We start from the raw sequence: 16,924 nt of genomic DNA, 5'->3' as shown, positions 1-16,924 counted from the left end.
GTCGAAACAATAACAACGACATCGGAACACCCGCCCCGGCCCTACCCTGCGGCGGTTGAGACAGCAGCGATATCAATGAAGGAATACATCTATGAGCTTAGCGAAATTAGCACCAAAACGTTGGTGGTATATTATGCCGATTGTATTTATCAGCTACAGTCTGGCATATCTCGACCGGGCCAACTTCAGTTTTGCCTCCGCCGCCGGTATTAACGATGACCTGGGAATAACCAAAGGGGTATCGTCATTATTGGGCGCGCTGTTCTTTCTCGGTTATTTCTTTTTTCAGATACCGGGCGCTATTTATGCCGAACGCCGCAGCGTCAAGACGCTGATTTTCTGGTGCCTGGTCTTATGGGGCGGTTTCGCCGCGCTCACCGGCATCGTCAGTAATATTCCCATGCTGATGGCGATCCGGTTTGCGCTGGGCGTGGTGGAAGCGGCGGTGATGCCGGCGTTGCTGATTTATATCAGCAACTGGTTTACCAAAGCCGAACGCTCACGTGCCAATACGTTCCTGATCCTCGGCAACCCGGTGACGGTACTGTGGATGTCGGTGGTTTCGGGGTATTTGATCAACGCCTTCGGCTGGCGGGAAATGTTTATCTTCGAAGGCATCCCGGCGGTTATCTGGGCTTTTTGCTGGTGGATGTTGGTTAACGATAAACCCGCCCAGGCAAAATGGCTGTCGGAGGAAGAAAAGCAGGCGCTGCAACGGCAACTGGCCAAGGAACAGGAAGGCATTAAAGCGGTGCATAATTACGCCGAGGCGTTCCGTTCGCGTAATGTGATTATTCTGTGCATCCAGTATTTCGCCTGGAGCATCGGCGTTTACGGGTTTGTATTATGGCTGCCGTCCATTCTGCGCAACGGCATGGAAATGGGCATGGTGCAGGCCGGCTGGTTATCCGCGGTGCCTTACCTGGCGGCCACCATTGCCATGATCATCGTCTCCTGGGCATCGGACAAGCTACAGAAACGCAAAATATTCGTCTGGCCGCTGCTGCTGATTGGCGCCCTGGCCTTTATCGGTTCCTACCTGCTGGGCGCCCACCATTTCTGGGGTTCCTATGCGCTGCTGGTTATCGCCGGCGCCGCCATGTATGCGCCTTATGGCCCGTTCTTCGCCATAGTGCCGGAAATGCTGCCGCGCAACGTCGCCGGCGGGGCGATGGCGCTGATTAACAGCATGGGCGCCCTCGGTTCCTTCGTCGGCTCGTGGGTGGTCGGCTACCTTAACGGCGCCACCGGTTCGCCCTCGGCGTCCTATGTCTTTATGGCGGTGGCGCTGCTGGTATCGGTGTGGTTGACGTTAATTGTCAAACCGGCGGAAAACGCCGTGCCGCGCATGGCCTAAAGCCGGCGCCGCCTGTTCCGTTAACAGGCAAAAATGGTATGCTGGTCTTTATCGCCAAATGACATAACCGACCAACGGAGATCATGATGAAACCTGCCGTAGTATTGTACAAAACGTTGCCCGACGACCTGCGCCAACGTCTGGATGAGCATTTTGACGTGACCGAAATCGGGGATGTGGGCGCAGAAAATGTGCGCAGGCATGCGGACATATTGCAACAGGCTCAGGGTATCATCGGCTCCGGCGGTAAATTCGATAAAACAATGCTCGACGCGCTGCCCAACCTCAGGGCCGCCTCCACCATTTCCGCCGGCTACGATCAGTTCGACGTCGACGAGATGAGCGCGCGCGGCATTGCGCTGATGCATACTCCCCACGCCCTGACGGAAACCGTGGCCGACCTGCTGATGGGGCTGGTGCTGGCCACCGCGCGGCGCCTGGTGGAACTGGCGGAGAGGACCAAGGCGGGCGAATGGCGTGAGAGCGTCGACAGCACCTGGTTTGGCACCGACGTGCATCATAAAACCCTGGGCGTGGTCGGCATGGGACGTATCGGCCTGGCGCTGGCGCAGCGCGCGAACCTGGGGTTTTCCATGCCGGTGCTCTATAACGCCCGTCGTCAGCACGCCGAGGCGGAAAGCCGTTTTGACGCCGAGTATTGCGATCTGGATACCCTGCTGGCCCGGTCTGATTTTGTCTGTATCATCCTGCCGCTGACGGATGAAACCCATCATCTGATCGGCCGCGAGAAGCTGGCCCTTATGAAACCCGGCGCTATCCTTATCAATGCCGGACGCGGTCCGGTAGTGGACGAAGCGGCGCTTATCGAGGCGCTGGAAAACCGTACCATCCGCGGCGCCGGCCTGGATGTCTACGAGCAGGAACCGCTGCCGGTGGATTCGCCGCTGCTGCGCCTGCCGAACGTGGTGGCCATGCCGCATGTGGGCTCCGCCACCGATGAAACCCGCTATCAAATGGCCGCCACCGCGGTGGATAATCTGATCAACGCCCTTACCGGCCGGATTAGGGAAAACTGCGTTAATCCCCAGGTCATCAAATAACCCTTGCTCCCATCGCCTTTACATAACGATTCCCCGTCCACCCGGGCGGGAAAAGCGTATCATGGCCGCTAAAATAAACGTTGCCGGCATCAGCGCTACGCTATGCTTTTTTATGGTATGCGATAAAATGGAATCAAGCGGTATGGAAAGGAACAATAATGACTATTAGTCATACTCACATCAAAATCAGCACCTTTGTGTTGATGTTGCTGTTTATTGCCATCATTATCCCTTTGCACTTATTTCCCTGTTTTGTCGCGGGGTTCCTGGCCTATGAAATCATTTTCGCCCTTACGCCCTGGTTTGAGCGCATCATCGGCGGCCGGGCGCGCTGGGTCGTGGTCAGCATCATCGCCGCCGTGGTAGTGATTGTCATGACGCTATCCATTGTCAGCCTGGTCAGTTTCCTGACCTCGAATATCCAGCGCGGCATTGATTTAACCGCCGAAACCAACCGCATTTTCTCCGGCGTCAAAAATCGTCTGCCCGATATATTGCCAGCCTACCTGCCGGACAGCGCGGAAGAGCTGAAAAACCAGGTTTTCGCCGTGGTGGAAAAAAACCTCATTACCATCCGCAATATGGGACGCAGTTTTTTGCACGGCTTAATCACCATCCTTATCGGGCTGATTATCGGCGCGATTATCTCATTGAATAAGCCATCGGGACGCACCACCTATTTTCGCGAGCAAATGCTGCAGCGCGTACAGAATTTATCCAGCTCTTTTCGTAATATCGTGTTTGCCCAGATCAAGATTTCGCTGGTCAATACCATCCTGACCTCTATCCTGCTGCTGGTGATTTTTCCGCTGTTCAAGGTGCATCTGCCGTTATCCAAGACGCTGGTGGTGGCCACCTTTATCTTTGGCCTGCTGCCGATTATCGGCAACCTGATATCCAATTTCCTGATGATTATCTCGGCGCTCTCCGTCTCGCTGCCGATAGCGGGCGTGGTGCTGGTATATTTGATGCTGATCCATAAGCTGGAATATTTCCTCAACGCCGAGATTGTCGGCAATCGCATCCAGGCCAAATCCTGGGAGCTGCTGCTGGCCATGCTGGTGTTTGAAGCGGCGTTTGGACTGGAAGGGCTGGTGGCCGCCCCCATCTATTACGCCTACCTGAAGACCGAATTGCGCGGTCTGGATCTTATCTGAAGCGCCGTCGCAAAATAGCGGTTGCCTGGCGTGACGCACACGGTATGGTAACACTCAGGCTTACGTTAATATTATCCGAACCCACTTTATGACCTACTCGCTTTTCGGTAAAAAATTCACCCGCCATTCCGGCATCACCCAGCTGATGGCCGATATGAACGATGGCCTGCGCGCACCGGACGCCATTATGCTCGGCGGCGGCAACCCCGCCGCCATCCCCGAAATGGAGCGTTATTTTCACGCGCTGTGCCAGTCCATGCTGGCCGACGGCACCCTGGGCGAAGCTCTGTGCAACTACGACGGCCCCCAGGGCAAAAACGCGCTGCTGACCGCGTTGGCGGCCATGCTGCGCCAGGAGCTGGGCTGGCCGGTGACCACGCGCAATATCGCGCTGACCAACGGCAGCCAAAGCGCTTTTTTCTACCTCTTCAACCTGTTTGCCGGGCGCGGCGCGGACGGCGGCCTGCGGCGGGTGTTGTTTCCCCTGGCGCCGGAATACCTGGGTTATGCCGATGCCGGGCTGGAGGAGGATATGTTTGTCGCCGCCAAGCCGACCATTGCGCAGTTGCCGGACGGCCAGTTCAAATATCATGTGGATTTCGAACATTTAAAAGTGGGCGGGGATATCGGGCTGATTTGTGTTTCCAGGCCGACCAACCCCACCGGCAACGTGATTACCGACCAGGAGCTGCTGCGCCTTGACGCGCTGGCACGCCAGCATCAGGTGCCCCTGCTGATTGATAATGCCTACGGCCTGCCGTTTCCCGGCATTATCTTCAGCCAGGCCGCGCCGTTGTGGAATCCCAATATTATCCTGTGCATGAGCCTGTCCAAGCTGGGCCTGCCGGGGGCGCGCTGCGGTATTATCATTGCCAATGAAGAGGTTATCGACGCCGTCAGCAATATGAACGGCATTATCAGCCTGGCGCCGGGCGGGCTCGGCCCGGCGCTGGCCGCCGAGATGATCCGGCGCGGCGATTTAATGCGCCTGTCGCAAACGGTGATCCGCCCGTTCTATCAACAACGGGTGCGGGAAACCATAGCCATCCTGCGCCGCTACCTGCCGCCGGAGCGTTGCCTTATCCACACGCCGGAAGGGGCGATTTTCCTCTGGCTATGGTTCCAGAACCTGCCGATTACCACCGAGACCCTCTACCAGCGGCTTAAACAGCGCGGTGTGCTGATGGTGCCGGGGCATTATTTTTTCCCCGGGCTGGAAACCGAGTGGCCGCATGCGCAGCAGTGTATGCGTATGAATTATGTGCCCGACGCCGATAAAATCGAGCGGGGCATCGCGATATTGGCGCAAGAGGTGGAGCGGGCGTTTCGGGAAACGGCGGGCAGCGCTGGCCAATAACCTGGCCGCGGTTTTTAATGAGCGAAAACGCCGCGCGGTAACTCCGCGCGGCGTTTTCACGATCAAGACCGGTGTTATTACTGGCCGGCCGCCGGGGCTTCAGCCTGATGCTCAAGCACCTGGGGCTGGGCGTCGCCGATGGCGATCTTGCGCGGCTGCAGGGATTCCGGCACATGGCGTTCCAGCGCAATATGCAGCAGCCCGTTAACGAACTCCGCCTGCGTTACCGTCATATGTTCCGCCAGGGTGAAGCTCAGGGAGAATTCTTTGCAGACCAGCCCCTGATGCAAATATTCAACCTCGCGTTCGGGCGGGGTGGGCTTGCCGGCAATGGTCAGGCGCGGCCCTTCCACTTCAAGCGTGAGCTCTTCTTGCTTAAAGCCCGCCAGCGCCAGGGTGATGCGATAATGGTTATCATCGCTTTTTTCAATATTATACGGCGGGAAGCTAAAGGCTTCCTGATTGCCCTGCATGGTGCTGGCTAATTTATCGAAACCGATCCACTGACGCAGTAAAGGTGACAGATCGTAATTACGCATGGTATTAACTCCTTCTATGAAGCGAGATTATTTTCCCCAACCCGTGGCTGGGTTAGCCCCCGGTTACGGCAGGCGGATGTTATTACATTATCGCGGCGATCGGCCGCGATCGGTTTAATTGATTTCGATACGCCGCGGCTTTAGTGTTTCCGGCACAACGCGTTCTAAATCAATATAGAGCAAGCCGTTTTCCAGATTGGCGCCTTTAATTTGAATATGCTCGGCCAATTGGAATTTGCGCTCGAAATTGCGTTCGGCAATCCCCTGGTATAAATAGTTCCGCTCGGCGGGTTCTTGCGCATGAGCGCCTTTAACCGTTAATAAATTATCATGGGCGGTAATATCCAGCTCATGTTCGGCGAAACCGGCTACGGCGATGGCAATGCGGTACTGGTTTTCATTAACCAGTTCAACATTGTAGGGGGGATAACCGCCATTGCCCTGGCTTTGTCCTGATTCAAGCAGATTTACCAGCCGATCAAAGCCAATAGCGGAACGGTACAGGGGTGACAGATCAAAATTACGCATACAACAGCCTCCAACATTCAGCGAGGTGACAAACAACCTTCCGGATGGACAGGTCAGTGACCTAAATACCCTTACGGCGTACTTATCTGGGGTCACATTAATAAAATGGAGCCGGCCGCGGCATTTTCAAGCGTCAATAAGAAAAAAATCTCCTTCATTTAGCAAAAACTGCAAGTCACGGGCTGAATATCCATTACACTGATAACGGCAGTAGGGAATACTTACCGCAATACCGGGCGGAATGCATAGCGTTAGTAAAATTACCACCCTAATGGATGTATAGGAATCATGTTGAAACAAGTATTATTCATTCTGACAACAGGCTGCGCGTTGCTGGCCAGCAACGGGTGCTCAAGCGTGATGAGCCACACCGGGCCCGACCAGGGTTATTATCCGGGTACCCGCGCCAGTGTGAATGTCATCCGGGATGAGGATACCAGTTGGGCCATGGTGCCGCTGGCGCTTATCGATCTGCCGTTCTCGGCGGTGCTGGATACCCTGCTGTTGCCGTATGATTATCTGCGCAAGGATAGCGATAAATCCGCCGATTCACCGCGCGAACGTATGCTGCACAGCGGCGCCAACAGCCCCGGCGGTTCCCGGCATAAAAACAAGGCCGGCGGCGCCCATACCCTATAAGCCGCCACGCCGGCAACCGGGGGCGTTTAAGCTTGCCCGGCCGGATCGGCCTTGCCCTGGGCCTGCTGACAGAACGCCGCCCGCTGGCGGTGCTTAAGCGTCATGGGAATGACCGACTTGACCGGCGCCGTTTCGCCCTCCATGGCCTGCGTCATCGCCTGGAATGCATGCTCGACCCAGGCATCCTCGTCCTGGCGCATCGACCAGGTGTTATTGGGTAAAAAACCCAACATGGGATGCTCATCGAAAGTACCGATATTCATCTCGGCGGGAATATAGCCATAATGTTCGCGCAAGACGTTAAGCGCGCCTTCCAGTACCGGCAGCGACGAGGCGATAAAGGCCGGCGGCGCATCCTGGTGCAATTCGAAAAAACGCTGCATCAGCAGCTGGCCGTCTTCGCGCCGGTTATGCTGGGCGGTCAGCACCCAGTCCGCGTTTTCGCTGATGCCATGGGCGGCCAGGGTCTCGGTAAAGCCCTGTAAGCGCTGTTTTATGGTCGGCTGCTGCATATCGCCGGCCATAAAAAACAGCGGCAATGTCCCGGCATCAATGATGGCATGGGTTAACGCCGCGCTGCCGTTGACGTTATCGCTGACCACCAGCGACACCGCGCTGTCGCTGAAATCGCGATCGAGAAAGACCAGGGGTTTGGTAAAACGCTTGATATGGTGATTTTGCGCCGGCAATGACGAGGGCACCACGAACAGCCCGTCGACATTGCGCTGCTGCATGGTTTCCACCAGGGTATTTTCGCGTTCGGTATCGCTATAGGTACAGCTGGTGGTCAGTTGATAGCCCGCCTCGCGGCAGCGGATTTCCAGTTTTTCCGCCAGGGTGGAGAAAAACAGATTGGATAACCTGGGAATAATCAGCCCCAGGGTATCGGTTTTGTTCAGCTTCAGGCTGCGGGCGGCATGATTAATGGTATAACCGTATTCGCCCACGTAGCTGGCAATCCTGCTTTGCGTTTTGGCGCTGATACGATATTGCCCGGCTTTACCGTTAAGCACCAGGCGAACGGTGGTGATTGAAATACCCAGCGCTTTAGCTATCTGCTCTACGGTCTTGGCCATCTTATCGGTTAATCCTGTTATCGAATTCTGTAGATAACGCAGTATAACGGACTGGCTAACTCGAATCAGCGGATAATTACGCCAAATACTCACGCCTTGCTCAATAAAAAGTGGTTTTTCCCCTCCTGACGGTGCGGATGCGTCCATTCCGGTCAGAGTGTCACGCCCTGTTGCCGCGCTTTCTGCGTCCGTTGCCGGGCAATGGGCCCGGCAACGAATGTCAAGATCGCCTCGCGCTCAGCGCTGCTTTGCAATAGCGACTCGCCGGTGGCGTAATGAAAATAGCGCTGCCGGGTTATTTTCGTCATGTTGATCAGGTTCAGCGCTCTTTTATCGCGGACAGATCCGCCCGATAGCTCTCCTTAGTAATACACACGCAGCAAATGGTAATCGTCGCCATGACGGCTAAGAATAGCGATACCGGCCAGGAATCGCCGCCGGACCAGGCAATCAGCAGGGTACCGATCATCGGCGTCAGGCCGCCGACAATATTGGCCAATTGGAACCCCAGCGACACGCCGGTATAACGCACATTGGTATCGAATAATTCGGAAAAAAAGGCCGGCTGCACGCTAAACATCATGCCCAGGCCGACGGAATAACAAAAGGTGGTGGCGAAATAGAACATTTTCACCGAGCCGGTATCGATCATCCAAAACAACGGAAACGCAAAAATCAGCGTAATAGCCGCGCCGGCCAGATACACCGGCCGCCGGCCGATTTTATCCGACAGATAACCGAAAAACGGGAAGGTAAAAATACCGACAAAACTGGCCAGCAATAAGCCGTTGAGGGCGGTTTCGCGGCTGAAGTTTAATTGCCGGGTGACATAGGACATAAAAAACGCCACGGTCAGCCAGCCGAGCACGATTTCGCCCATGCGCATGCCCATGGCGGTCAGCACCGCGCGCCAATGGTATTTCAGTACCGCGATAATCGGGAAATCATGTTTTTGTCCGGTGGCTTTGCCTTCGGTAAATACCGGCGTTTCTTCAATTTTGGAGCGGATATACAGGCCGACAAACAACAGGGCGACGCTGAGCAGGAACGGAATGCGCCAACCCCAGCTCATCAGCTGCGGTTCCGGCAGCCAGGCGACGATGGCAAACACCGCCGTGGCGATAAACAACCCCAGCACATTGCCCAACTGGACAAAGGTGCCGAAAAAACCGCGCCGGTGCACCGGGGCGTATTCCGTGACCAGCGTGGTGGCGCCGCCCCACTCGCCGCCGATGGCGAATCCCTGGCACAAGCGCAGGAAAATCAGCAGCAGCGGCGCCAGATTGCCGATGGCGGCGTAGCTGGGCACCAGGCCGATACAGAATGTCGAGGCGCCCATGATCATCAGCGACAGCACCAGCGATTTTTTACGGCCGATTTTATCGCCGTAATGACCAAAAACGATGGCGCCGATAGGCCGGCTGACAAAGGTAATCGACAGGGTAAGAAAAGAAACGATCAGACCCATAAACGGCGTGAGATTGGGAAAGAATAATTTCGGGAACACCAGCGCGGCGGCGGTGCCATAAATAAAAAAATCATAAAATTCGATGGTGGTGCCGCTCAGCCCCGAACCGAGCACCGTCATCAATTTTTTATTCTGCGCCTTTTTTGCCTCTGCGCTGGTGCCGGCGTCGGCCAATGTTGAATCAGTTAAGATAGACATAACTCATTCCTTATGGATAGAGGGAATCATTACCAGACGGACCCGCCGCCATCGACGTTCAGGCTGCAGCCCGTCATATAAAAGGAAGCATCGGGCGCCAGGAAGATAATGGCGCCGTGATATTCCTGCGGACGGCGTCAACGTCTCATTTCTTGCTAAGTCGAGTTAGCAATTTAGCTAACGGCAGATGGGCTGGCAAAGGGTTTTGTTATGAAGTGTGAGCAAGATCGAGGCGAAAGTGTTAACGCCATGATGACGTTACGATACAGCCAGGGGCAACGCCGCCGGCCGCCGGAAAAAACGGCGAACGGCGGACGGAAAATTAAACGGCGGGCAAACCCCCTGGCAGGGGAAGATCCGTTGCACCGCCCCGGCAATCAGTGATCGAGCGTCAGGTCGCGACGCGAGGTCTCCGGCGCGCGCCAGGCGGCGTAGGCAGCCACCAGCGCGGCAATCACCACGTACGTCGCCACATAGGTCCAGTCGTCATGATCCAGCGCGGTCAGTCCCTTGGCGATAAAAGGAGTAAACCCGCCGGCGACGATCGCGCCCAGCTGCGCGCCGATGGACGCGCCGCTGTAGCGCACCTTGGGGCCGAACAGTTCGGTAAAGAAGGCCGGCTGTACGGCGTTAATGGAATTATGGGCGATATTGATCAGCAGGATATACCCCAACACCATCAGGACAAACGAGCCGCTTTCGAGCAGCCAGAAAAACGGAAACGCCATGGCGGCGGCGAACAGCGCGCCGAAGATATAGATAGGACGACGGCCGACCCTGTCGGACAGCATGCCGAAGAACGCATGCATCGGAAACGCCAGCACGCAGGTGGTCATCACCACATTGAGCATGGTTTGCTTATCCACCCCCAACTGCGAGGTGGCGTACGAAACGGCAAATACCGTGGCCAGAAAGAACGGCACGCTTTCGGCAAAGCGCAACACCATGATCAGCAGAATGCTGCGCCATTGGTGACGCACCACCTCCACCACCGGGCTGCTGGCTTTTTCGCCGGGCGCGGTGGTGGGATTTTGCCGCTCGCGTCGTTGCACCGCTTGAAATACCGGCGTTTCTTCCAGACGGCGGCGCATATACAGGCCGACCAGCACCAGGGCGAAGCTCAGCATAAAGGGAATACGCCAGCCCCACGACATCAGTTGATCTTCCGGCAACAACGTGATGAGCGCAAAAATCCCGGTGGCCAGCAGCTGGCCGGAAAAGCCGCCGGTTTGCGGGATGGACCCCAACAGGCCGCGCCGGTTGGCCGGCGCGCTTTCCACCACCATCAGCATGGCGCCGCCCCACTCGCCGCCGACCAGGAAACCCTGGGTAAAGCGCAGCACGACGAGCAGAATGGGCGCCCAGACGCCGATTTGCGCCCAGGTAGGCAGGCAGCCGACCAGGAACGTCGCCACCCCCATGCCGCCCAGGGTAATCATCAGCGTGTATTTACGGCCCAGGGTATCGCCCATATGGCCGAAAAAAATACCGCCCAGCGGCCGGGCGATAAACCCGACGCCGAAGGTGGCGAACGACGCCAGCATCGCCGCCAGCGGGCTGATGGTCGGGAAAAATATTTTGCCGAACACCAGGGCGCTGGCCAGCCCGTACAGCAGGAAGTCATAAAATTCGATGGTATTGCCAATCCAGCTGGAGATCACCACCCGGCGAATATTCGACCTGTCGAGCAGTTTGCGGTCTTGGGTTATATCAAGAGAAATAGACATGGGTTCCTCATTATTTCTTATCTGTCCCGCCTGGGCCGGACAGGTTATAGGTTGTGGCGCGCAGCCGCGCGCCACGGGCGTAGGGCAAAGATCGTCTTAAAACTCTTGTGGCCGGCGTCGGGTTTACTGCGGGAGCACCAGTTGCCGTATTTCGTCGCCCAGGCGCGCCATGCTGTCCACCGCCGCCGGGAAAAAGCTGTCGTTGAACGCGCCGATGCCGCGCACCCGGCACTGCATGGTAGTGAAGTTGCCCAGTTCCCGCTGCCAGTATTTAGCGCAGGCGGGATAATCCAGGCTCTCGATCAGGGCGGCGGTGGCGAGATAATCAGCCACCCGCCGCGCCTGTTGCGGCTGGCCATGCCAGTTTTCATAGAGCCAGACATAGAGCTGCGGATGGAAATTGGCCATCACGCCGCTGTAGGCGTGGCAACCCGCCTGCCAGGATGCCAGCAGGGTTTGGCTGTTGGCGTTGGCCAGGTGCAGCCGGGAACCCTGCGTCAGCGCCAGCCGGCGCCGCATGGTGGGCAAATGGCAACTGGTGTCCTTGATAAAGGTGTAGCGATCGCTTAACGCGCACCAGCGGATAATCTCATCCGACAGCAGGCGTTTATACGGCCAGGGACATTCGTAAATACCTAAATCCAGCGTCGCCGGCAGCTGTTGCGTCAGTCGTTGCAGGGTAGCCAGCGTTTTTTCATCGCTCTCGCCTTGCAGCGCCAGACGGTTGCTTATCAGGATCAAAGCGTCAATGCCGGTCTGCGCCATGGCGCCGAGCTGTTCCACCTGCTGGCTCAGCCCGCTGGCGGTGTGTCCCGACGCCACGACCGGCACGCGTCCGTCCACCTGGGCGACGATGCGCCCGACCAGTTCGCGTGATTCTTTATCACTGAGGAAAAACATCTCGCTCGACTGGCAGTCGGCGAACAGGCCGTGCACCCCGGCCGCCAGATACCACTCCACCAGCTTTTCCAGCGACGCCCAGTCAATCTCGCCCCGTTCGTCAAAGGGCGTTAACATCACCGGCCAAATGCCGGCGTATTTTTGCCCATCCCGCGCCGATTGCGTCATGCCCGTGGCCCCGCCAGCAGATCAACCGCGCTGCCCGCCGCCCGTACCCGCACGCCGAGCGTCAAGGCCTGGGCGACAAACGCCTGATAGACCTCGCCCAGCAGATCCTGATCCACATAGGCCAGCGTCAAATGGTTGCTTTGATGGCCCGCCATCAGATCGTCGCGCCCGATGCCGTCCAGCACCGCATTCAGCAGCGGCCATTCATAGTTGGTGGCGCGGCGGCGGCGCTCGAATTCCTCCGGCGGCAGCTCAACGGCGGTGCCGGTGCCCATATGCATGACCACCTGCGTGCCTTCGTAATGGGCGCGCGCCCAGATAAAACGCCCGGCTTTGCCCTGCCCGGCGATGGTGGAGCCGCCGTAGGGGAAAAACATCGCCGGCTGACGATAACCGGTGGCCCCGGCGATACCGCCCTTCAGGTGGGCAAACGGCACCGCGCCGGAGATTTCCAGATCCCAATAAAACGTACCCTGGTAGTCGCTGCCCCAGCGGATATCGTGCAGGGTGGTCTCGGCGGGCAGGCCCAGGCCATCCAGCAGGCGCCACATCATCACCTGCGGGATGGCGCTGCCCATATCCACTTCATTGATGCAGGGAATGGCCTTGCCCGGCCAGATAATCCCGCCCTGCTCATCCGGGATGGGAAACCGCTCGGCGTTGCCGATAGCGCCTTCGGCAAAATCGGACGCGGCGCAGCAATCCTTCAGGCCCTGCTGATATTGCACCCCCACCGCCGCCAGACCGAAGCGCTGCACGAAACGCGCCATGGCAATCATCATCGCGCACTGTTCCAATACCTGCTCACGCGTCAGCGACTGGGCGCCGTCCGTGCCGAAATCAAATGTCATGCCGCGCTGCTCATACCAGGCGAGGCACTCCTCGCGCAATGACGCCGGCACCTTGGCCATTTCCACCAACAGCGCCGATTGCGACAGGGATTCCAGCGGGATGCCCGCGTTTACCAGCGCCTGCTGCGGAAAGACCCCATTAATCATGCCCATGCAAAAGGTATCGAACAGGCCGATAATCGCCTTATGACGCAGAATGTATTCCCCCGCCGCCCGGCCGATTTGCCCGGCCGGGCTTGCCATCAGCGCATGGGTGGGCGCGATATCGCGCAAATAGCCGGTCTTATGGCTCAACGCGCTGTCGCGCAGCCAGGTGCTTAATCCCTGGTAGAACAACTCGTCGTCAAAATTTTCCGACCACAGGCGGGAATAGGCGGCGCCCAGGCTGGTCAGGGTGCCCGCCATGCAAAGCATACCCACCAGGCCCGGCCAGGTGCCGTCGAAATTGGCCAGCAGTAATACCGGGCCGCGATGATGCGCCAGCGATGGCGCGATATGATGGGAATACTGCCACGCGGTCAGCAGCACGATAACCGGCGCGTCGGGGTCAATGGCGGCGAACAAATCGCCGCCTTCTTTCTGGCTGCTGATAAAGCCATGGCCGCGATCGGCATGGACCGGATGGGCGCGCTTGATGCGGTATCCCAGCTTTTCCAGCGCCGCCTGCAGCTTTTGTTCATAATCCTGCTGGGTCGGCCAACAGGTGACATTAGCCGGTTCACGCAAATCGGCATTGGCGACCAGCAACACTTCCCGATTGCCTGCCTGGATCATCGCCGGTGAAGGCGGAAGGGTAAATTTCAACATGGTTTGCTCCTGGTAAATAATAAGGTCAGCGCCAAACGCGCATGTCGTTTTCGGCCCGCTGCGCATCGTCATAAAGCCGCAGGTAAACCTGGTATTTCGCCTGATGGAATGCCGCGCTGCCCGCATCGGCGCGGATCACCTCGCCGGGACGCACCAACGCGCGCGCCGCGTCGGTCAGGGTGGGAAAGACACCGGCCGCCACCGCGCCCAACAAGGCCGCGCCGAGAGTGACGGCGTCATCCTCGGCCGACAGCTCGATATCGCAGCCGGTGACGTTGGCGTATTCGCGCAGCCAGAGGGGGTTTTTGGTGGCGCCGCCGCAGATCAGCAGCCGGGTAATATGATGACCGGCCTGGTTCATGGCGTCGATAATATGGCGGGTGCCGTAGGCAATGGCCTGCAGGGTAGCCAGGTAGAGCCGGGCCAGCGCATCCGGTCCCTGCTCCAGCGTCAGGCCTATCACCGCGCCGCGGGCGAGCGGATTGGCGCGGGGCGAACGGTTGCCATGATGATCCGCCAGCACATGCAGATGGCGGGTGGGGAACGGATCGCGCCGTTCAAGGGCGTCCACCCAGGCATTAAGCAGCTCATAGTCGCTGCACTGCCGCTCACGGGCCTGCTGTTGCAGCAACGGCCAGGCGGCATGCCCCCGCAGCGTCCATTCCACCAGCGCGCCGGCGGCGCTCTGGCCGCCCTCGCTCAGCCACCAGTCCGGCAGCATCGCGCCCCAATAGGGTCCCCATACGCCCGGGACATGAATCTCACGCCGGTTAACCAGCATATGGCAATTCGACGTACCGCTGATAATGGCCAGGGCGCCCTCGGGTTGGGTTGCCACCAGCGCCAGTCCGCCCGCATGGGCGTCGATAATGCCGCCTGCCACGGTCACCGCGGTGGTCAGGCCGCACTCCCGCGCCGCCCGGTCGCTGAGTCGCCCTGCGGGCCGGCCCAGTTCCAGGATCGCCGGCGGCACCTTCTCCAGCAGGTCTTCCAGGTCAATCGCCCGCAGCAGCGGGGCGCTGAACTGGTTTTCATGGGCCAGGTAATTCCACTTACAGGTCAGCGTGCAGGTGCTGGCGGCATCCACGCCCGTGGCGCGCCAGACCAGGAAATCCGCCAGATCAAACAGTCGCCAGGTCCGTTGGTAACGCTCGGGAAAATGACGCTTCAGCCACAGGACTTTCGGCAATTCCATTTCCACGCTCACCTCGCCGCCGACATAGTCCAGCGCCCGATCGCCTGTGGCGTTGATATCCTGGGCTTCCCGCACCGCCCGATGATCCATCCACATAATAATATCGTGCCCGGCGGCGTTATCTTCGGCCAGCGAAACCCCCTCGCCGGCGCTATCCACCGCCACCAGCGAACAGGTCGCGTCAAAGGCCAGGGAAACCACCGATTCAGGCGCCACGCCTGCGGTGGCCACCGCCTCTTGAATCGCCGCGCAGGCCTGCGACCAGATTTCCTGTGATGATTGTTCGACCACATCCGGCCGGGGATGGAACTGACTGATAGGGCGCACGGCAAAGCCCAGCCGGGCGCCTTGCTTATCAAACACGCCGGCCCGGACGCTGGCCGACCCCACGTCCACACCGATAAAGCACTGGTTTTTCATGCTTGCCCCCTTTGCTAAGTCGAGTTAGCAATTTAAGCAAAGGTATTGGCGGTGACAAATGAATTTTATGGGATTTGTGAGCTGGATCGGGAAGCGAGACGTAAGGCGATGATAATCAAAAAATTATAACGGCCAGATCTTTCTTTACCGCCGGGCGCGGTAGGCTCTTTGCGCACCGGACCCGCCGGACAGGCCAAGCAGCACGCCATAACATTGATAGCCGGACCTTTCTCCCGCATTTAAATGCGGAGCAGCCAGCCTTGGCAGGGGTTTCTCTTGAGCTTGCGGGGGCTTATGTTGCCGCGGTGTGGGCTTCGCTTGCCGTGCGTTAAGGTGTTTTATGAGCGGCCAGGGGGACCCTGCATACGGCTCCCCTGGTCGCTTGCCCGCGCCGGGCAGTTCATCTCTCCGCCCGGCATATGGCAAGCGAAACCCGCGCCGAAGCGACATAAACGTGGCGGCATTCATCTTCGCGGGCACCCCATATTGCCAGGCCACATCAGCCCATAGCGCGCCAAGCGGATTAGTACGGCGCCACCGGCGTCAACAGCGGCTTGCCCGCCAAAAACGCCGCGATATTATCAAACACCAGATCCGACATCGCGCGCCGCGTATCATGGGTTGCGCTGGCCATATGCGGCGTAATCACCACATTCGGCCGGTTAAACAACGCCGCGGGCACCTCCGGCTCGTGGCTGAACACATCCAGCCCCGCGCCGCCGATAATCCCCCGCTCAACCGCCTCGATCAAATCACCCTCATCCACTACCGTACCCCGGGCGATATTAATCAAGATCCCCTGGGCACCGAGGGCGGCCAATACCGGCGCGTTCACCAGCGAACGGGTTTTCTCCCCACCGTTAACGCACACCACCAGGAAATCGCTGGCGGCCGCCAGTTCCACTACCGAGGTATAAAACGGCCAGGGACTGTCAGGCAACTGACGATAATCATGATATGAAATCGCCATATCAAAGGCCGCGGCCCGCCTGGCAATCGCCTGGCCGATACGCCCCATGCCGATAATCCCCAGCCGCCCGCCGGATACTTTTTTGGTCCAGGGATACCCCCCGTCCCGCCAGCCGCCCTGCTCGATAAACCGCTGCGCGCCCACGATCTGCCGTGAGGTCGCCAACAACAGCCCCATCGCCATATCCGCCACGTCCTCGGTCAGCACGTCAGGCGTATTGCATACCGCAATGCCCCGACGCGTGGCCGCGGCCACGTCAATACCGTCATAACCCACGCCGAAATCGGCAATCAGCTCAAGCTGCGGGAATTGCGCGATAAACGCCTCGGTGACGGTGGATTCGCCGTTCACCACCAGCACCCTGGCCTGCCGCGCGGCCGGCGGCCGTTCCGGCTCCGGCAGCGAGGAATAATCCACCATATGGAATTGCTCTTCCAGGCGGCGCGTCAGCGCGTCGGGTAACATGGCGGCCTTGATAACGGAATAAGTCATAAATAATCCCTGCG

At 58.4% G+C, this 16,924-nt stretch carries 15 protein-coding genes; 5 read left to right on the top strand and 10 right to left on the bottom strand.

Features of this window, described 5'->3' with window-relative positions; genetic code table 11:
* Nucleotides 1-91: 91 nt before the first annotated feature.
* From ACL2XG_RS16755 to ACL2XG_RS16740, 4 genes are all read left to right on the top strand, one after another.
* Nucleotides 92-1,357, top strand: a complete 1,266-nt coding sequence (locus ACL2XG_RS16755) for an MFS transporter (protein ID WP_413721703.1) — start codon at nucleotides 92-94, stop codon at nucleotides 1,355-1,357.
* An 86-nt stretch (nucleotides 1,358-1,443) separates the two neighbouring features.
* Nucleotides 1,444-2,418 (top strand): glyoxylate/hydroxypyruvate reductase GhrB, encoded by a 975-nt coding sequence (ghrB, locus tag ACL2XG_RS16750; RefSeq protein WP_413723516.1) that lies wholly within the window; start codon nucleotides 1,444-1,446, stop codon nucleotides 2,416-2,418.
* Nucleotides 2,419-2,576: 158 nt separating this feature from the next.
* The gene (locus ACL2XG_RS16745; RefSeq protein ID WP_410012963.1) at nucleotides 2,577-3,575 is read left to right on the top strand and encodes an AI-2E family transporter; all 999 of its coding nucleotides are present in this window, start codon (nucleotides 2,577-2,579) and stop codon (nucleotides 3,573-3,575) included.
* 88 nt (nucleotides 3,576-3,663) lie between these two features.
* Nucleotides 3,664-4,932: a valine--pyruvate transaminase gene (locus ACL2XG_RS16740; RefSeq protein WP_410012959.1), complete on the top strand. Its 1,269-nt coding sequence runs from the start codon at nucleotides 3,664-3,666 to the stop codon at nucleotides 4,930-4,932.
* Between the two features lie 77 nt (nucleotides 4,933-5,009).
* Here the strand turns inward: ACL2XG_RS16740 and ibpB are convergent, their stop codons facing one another.
* Nucleotides 5,010-5,471, bottom strand: a complete 462-nt coding sequence (gene ibpB / locus ACL2XG_RS16735) for a small heat shock chaperone IbpB (RefSeq protein ID WP_410012958.1) — start codon at nucleotides 5,469-5,471, stop codon at nucleotides 5,010-5,012.
* A 114-nt stretch (nucleotides 5,472-5,585) separates the two neighbouring features.
* On the bottom strand, nucleotides 5,586-5,999 hold the full coding sequence (ibpA, locus tag ACL2XG_RS16730; RefSeq protein ID WP_410012957.1) for a small heat shock chaperone IbpA: 414 nt from the start codon (nucleotides 5,997-5,999) through the stop codon (nucleotides 5,586-5,588).
* A gap of 288 nt (nucleotides 6,000-6,287) precedes the next feature.
* Between ibpA and ACL2XG_RS16725 the strand changes: the two genes are divergently transcribed.
* Complete coding sequence (locus ACL2XG_RS16725; protein WP_413721704.1) at nucleotides 6,288-6,638, top strand: YceK/YidQ family lipoprotein; 351 nt, start codon at nucleotides 6,288-6,290, stop codon at nucleotides 6,636-6,638.
* A gap of 26 nt (nucleotides 6,639-6,664) precedes the next feature.
* Here the strand turns inward: ACL2XG_RS16725 and ACL2XG_RS16720 are convergent, their stop codons facing one another.
* The 8 genes from ACL2XG_RS16720 to ACL2XG_RS16685 all read right to left on the bottom strand — a co-directional run bounded on the left by ACL2XG_RS16720 (nucleotide 6,665) and on the right by ACL2XG_RS16685 (nucleotide 16,910).
* Nucleotides 6,665-7,714 (bottom strand): LacI family DNA-binding transcriptional regulator, encoded by a 1,050-nt coding sequence (locus tag ACL2XG_RS16720; protein WP_413721705.1) that lies wholly within the window; start codon nucleotides 7,712-7,714, stop codon nucleotides 6,665-6,667.
* A 152-nt stretch (nucleotides 7,715-7,866) separates the two neighbouring features.
* Nucleotides 7,867-8,022 (bottom strand): hypothetical protein, encoded by a 156-nt coding sequence (locus ACL2XG_RS16715; RefSeq protein WP_413721706.1) that lies wholly within the window; start codon nucleotides 8,020-8,022, stop codon nucleotides 7,867-7,869.
* A gap of 11 nt (nucleotides 8,023-8,033) precedes the next feature.
* Nucleotides 8,034-9,380 carry an MFS transporter gene (locus tag ACL2XG_RS16710; RefSeq protein WP_410012954.1) on the bottom strand — a complete coding sequence of 449 codons (1,347 nt, stop codon included), beginning with the start codon at nucleotides 9,378-9,380 and terminating at the stop codon, nucleotides 8,034-8,036.
* Nucleotides 9,381-9,757: 377 nt separating this feature from the next.
* Nucleotides 9,758-11,107, bottom strand: a complete 1,350-nt coding sequence (locus ACL2XG_RS16705; RefSeq protein WP_410012953.1) for an MFS transporter — start codon at nucleotides 11,105-11,107, stop codon at nucleotides 9,758-9,760.
* Between the two features lie 123 nt (nucleotides 11,108-11,230).
* Complete coding sequence (locus tag ACL2XG_RS16700; RefSeq protein ID WP_410012952.1) at nucleotides 11,231-12,175, bottom strand: dihydrodipicolinate synthase family protein; 945 nt, start codon at nucleotides 12,173-12,175, stop codon at nucleotides 11,231-11,233.
* Entirely contained in the window at nucleotides 12,172-13,833 is a 1,662-nt protein-coding gene (locus ACL2XG_RS16695; protein ID WP_413721707.1) for a signal transduction protein, read from the bottom strand. The genes ACL2XG_RS16700 and ACL2XG_RS16695 overlap by 4 nt, the downstream gene beginning before the upstream one ends.
* A gap of 25 nt (nucleotides 13,834-13,858) precedes the next feature.
* Entirely contained in the window at nucleotides 13,859-15,448 is a 1,590-nt protein-coding gene (locus ACL2XG_RS16690; protein ID WP_413721708.1) for an FGGY-family carbohydrate kinase, read from the bottom strand.
* 523 nt (nucleotides 15,449-15,971) lie between these two features.
* Nucleotides 15,972-16,910, bottom strand: coding sequence for a 2-hydroxyacid dehydrogenase (locus ACL2XG_RS16685; RefSeq protein WP_413721709.1), 939 nt, complete (start codon nucleotides 16,908-16,910; stop codon nucleotides 15,972-15,974).
* Nucleotides 16,911-16,924 lie beyond the last annotated feature (14 nt).

The organism is Sodalis sp. RH24, assembly GCF_047324145.1.
Classification (GTDB): domain Bacteria; phylum Pseudomonadota; class Gammaproteobacteria; order Enterobacterales; family Enterobacteriaceae; genus Acerihabitans.
Note: the sequence above shows the minus strand (reverse complement) of the source record. Positions and strands in the feature narration are given on the sequence as shown.

What these genes read in the sequence shown, in the direction of transcription:
- ACL2XG_RS16740 (WP_410012959.1), top strand. Translation starts at nt 3,664, where the DNA reads ATGACCTACTCGCTTTTCGGTAAAAAATTCACCCGCCATTCCGGCATC.
- ACL2XG_RS16700 (WP_410012952.1), bottom strand. Translation starts at nt 12,175, where the DNA reads ATGACGCAATCGGCGCGGGATGGGCAAAAATACGCCGGCATTTGGCCG.
- ACL2XG_RS16725 (WP_413721704.1), top strand. Translation starts at nt 6,288, where the DNA reads ATGTTGAAACAAGTATTATTCATTCTGACAACAGGCTGCGCGTTGCTG.
- ACL2XG_RS16715 (WP_413721706.1), bottom strand. Translation starts at nt 8,022, where the DNA reads ATGACGAAAATAACCCGGCAGCGCTATTTTCATTACGCCACCGGCGAG.
- ACL2XG_RS16695 (WP_413721707.1), bottom strand. Translation starts at nt 13,833, where the DNA reads ATGTTGAAATTTACCCTTCCGCCTTCACCGGCGATGATCCAGGCAGGC.
- ACL2XG_RS16685 (WP_413721709.1), bottom strand. Translation starts at nt 16,910, where the DNA reads ATGACTTATTCCGTTATCAAGGCCGCCATGTTACCCGACGCGCTGACG.
- ACL2XG_RS16745 (WP_410012963.1), top strand. Translation starts at nt 2,577, where the DNA reads ATGACTATTAGTCATACTCACATCAAAATCAGCACCTTTGTGTTGATG.
- ACL2XG_RS16720 (WP_413721705.1), bottom strand. Translation starts at nt 7,714, where the DNA reads ATGGCCAAGACCGTAGAGCAGATAGCTAAAGCGCTGGGTATTTCAATC.
- ACL2XG_RS16710 (WP_410012954.1), bottom strand. Translation starts at nt 9,380, where the DNA reads ATGTCTATCTTAACTGATTCAACATTGGCCGACGCCGGCACCAGCGCA.
- ACL2XG_RS16705 (WP_410012953.1), bottom strand. Translation starts at nt 11,107, where the DNA reads ATGTCTATTTCTCTTGATATAACCCAAGACCGCAAACTGCTCGACAGG.
- ACL2XG_RS16755 (WP_413721703.1), top strand. Translation starts at nt 92, where the DNA reads ATGAGCTTAGCGAAATTAGCACCAAAACGTTGGTGGTATATTATGCCG.
- ACL2XG_RS16690 (WP_413721708.1), bottom strand. Translation starts at nt 15,448, where the DNA reads ATGAAAAACCAGTGCTTTATCGGTGTGGACGTGGGGTCGGCCAGCGTC.
- ghrB (WP_413723516.1), top strand. Translation starts at nt 1,444, where the DNA reads ATGAAACCTGCCGTAGTATTGTACAAAACGTTGCCCGACGACCTGCGC.
- ibpB (WP_410012958.1), bottom strand. Translation starts at nt 5,471, where the DNA reads ATGCGTAATTACGATCTGTCACCTTTACTGCGTCAGTGGATCGGTTTC.
- ibpA (WP_410012957.1), bottom strand. Translation starts at nt 5,999, where the DNA reads ATGCGTAATTTTGATCTGTCACCCCTGTACCGTTCCGCTATTGGCTTT.